The following is a 2,040-nucleotide window of genomic DNA, read 5'->3' on the forward strand; positions in this document are numbered from 1 at the left end:
GGTGCTATCCATCCCCACCCGGGTGGGGAATTCCGCACCTTACGTTAAAGCTGAGCTGTCGATCCCCAGCAAAAGTGGCTCTAGATGGGAAGGGATCCGCTGCTGCCCGTTAGGCTGCTGCAAGAGTACAAAAGAGTGCTGCTGAGTTCTATCGGATTCTCGAGCGGCTGCTGCGCAGGATGAGCCATGCCAATTCCAAGGCCGGCCCCAGCACTCGCCAAGCGCGAAAGCAAAGCAGCAGGGATCCCTGTCCGTGCCAGCCGGTGTGGGTGAAGGTCAAGCGAAGGTGGCGGGCCAGCGAGGGAGGGAGGGCCGCCAACAGCCCTAGGCACTGCCCCGTCAAGGCCGGGTTGGCAAAGCCGATTTCTAGGCCACCTTGCCAGGACTGGATCTGGATCCCCTTGGCCAACCGCTTCAGAAGGGGCCAGAAGCGAGGCCAGTCGGCAAAGGAGAGACGGCAGCCCACCCGGGCTGGCCAATGCCCGCGAACGCAGAGGGATCCGCAACGCCATTCCCAACCCCGACGGCTGCCCCGCAGAGCCAAGCCCCCCCACCCGCGCCATTTCCAGCTCCAGGCGAGGGGGCCTTGCCAAGGCTTGCGGTAGCGTAGCAGGAGCTGTTGTGGCCAGAACAGAAACAGTCCCAACCCAGTGACCAGCAGCAGCCCTGCCAGGTACTTGATGATCTCAAGCCAGCCCATAGCGGGCCAGAAAACGGGGCAAATCGACTACCTGACAGGTATAGGATCCCTGCATCACCAGCCGCCCCTGCTGCGCGATCTCCACCTGAAACTGAACGCGCCTTCCCTCCACTGCCACGACTTCAACCTTCACCTGCAAGGGATCCCCCACCACAGCTGCTGAGCAGTGTTCTAGGACAAAGCGGATCCCGACTGCCGCTTCTTCCCCCTCGTAAAAAGGCTGCAAGGTGTTGTGGCCACATCGCTCGATCAGCGCCAACAGAGCTGGGGATCCAATCACCCTCACGCCGGGGTTGCCCAGGGCCTCAGCCGTCTGCTCGGGGCCGGGGATCCCTTGCCAGGTGCCACGGGTACCGAGGGGAAGGAGTTTCACAACCCTAGAACCTCAACGCTAGCGGGACGCTGTTCTGGACTGCCACCAGCGCCAGCCCTGCCCAAGCAAAAGGAACAGAGCCAGGATCCCAACGCTGGCCGCCAGCACCAGGGCCCGCTCCAGGCGGGTGGCATAGAACCCCGTCACCGTCCAGTTGCGGCTGAGGTTGGATCCGAGGATGGCGAGCGTGGCCAGGCCCAAAGCTTGGATCCCCGTCCAAGTCGCCCTTCTCCCTTCTTGGTTCAAGGCTATGGGCTGCAGCGCCGCCAAGATCAAGGCGGTGATCAAGGCTGCCAGCAAGAAAGCTGCTTGCGGCTGGGCATGGACGAAATAACCCACCCCCAGCGGCAGGAGCAGGCTGCCTAGCGTCAGGCCGACCCCGGTTTGCAGGGGTTTGTCTAGCCCGTGCAGCCAGTCAAGAAGCGCAGCCAAGGCCATGGCCGCCATGCCCAAGTAGAGCGCCGCCGATACGTAGGGCTGGGTGAGGTCGATCCCGGCCACCTGCAGGTTGAACTGGTGCAGCAGGTTTTGCAGCAGGGGTCGGGCCGACAAAAACAGGGCAGCCATCGCCCCCCAGCGGCTGGGAAAAGCCAGACACCCCAGCCCCAGCAGCGCCGCCCCGTAGGATCCCCCCAGCCGCAGTGCCAGCAGCGCCCCACCGCCTACCAGCGTCAGGCTCACACAGGCCCGCCAGAGCAAGGCCTCTTTCCCCTCGGGTGCCAGGATCCTGCTCTCCAAAGCCAGTAGAGCCCACGAGAGCAACACCCCCGCCCCGTACAGCAGCGCCCAAAAGGGATCCTGGTACAGCCCGTTGCGCACCAGAGCCAGGGCCAGCGCCATCGCCACCAGCCATCCCACTCCTGACCCCAGGGCCGACAGCAGCCGGTTCGATTCCACCTCGCTGTCGGGTGAGGACTCTGTCCCGCTGGCGCGAACGGGAACAGTCAACAGGGGCAGAGTGCCCGCC

The 2,040-nt window shown here is 64.4% G+C and carries 2 protein-coding genes and 1 pseudogene; all 3 read right to left on the minus strand.

Annotated features, from left to right (window positions below):
- Positions 1-148 precede the first annotated feature (148 nt).
- Positions 149-700, minus strand: coding sequence for a hypothetical protein (locus NW835_RS06895; protein WP_414378794.1), 552 nt, complete (start codon positions 698-700; stop codon positions 149-151).
- Positions 687-1,073, minus strand: coding sequence for a thioesterase family protein (locus NW835_RS06900; protein ID WP_414366092.1), 387 nt, complete (start codon positions 1,071-1,073; stop codon positions 687-689). The genes NW835_RS06895 and NW835_RS06900 overlap by 14 nt, the downstream gene beginning before the upstream one ends.
- Positions 1,074-1,091: 18 nt before the next feature.
- A pseudogene (locus NW835_RS06905) lies at positions 1,092-2,040 on the minus strand (hypothetical protein); the annotation flags it as partial.

It is taken from the genome of Synechococcus sp. OH2 (assembly GCF_047462155.1).
Lineage (GTDB): Bacteria > Cyanobacteriota > Cyanobacteriia > Thermostichales > Thermostichaceae > Thermostichus.

Excerpts from the sequence above, each read along its gene's own strand:
- NW835_RS06895 (WP_414378794.1), bottom strand. The coding sequence starts at position 700 with ATGGGCTGGCTTGAGATCATCAAGTACCTGGCAGGGCTGCTGCTGGTC.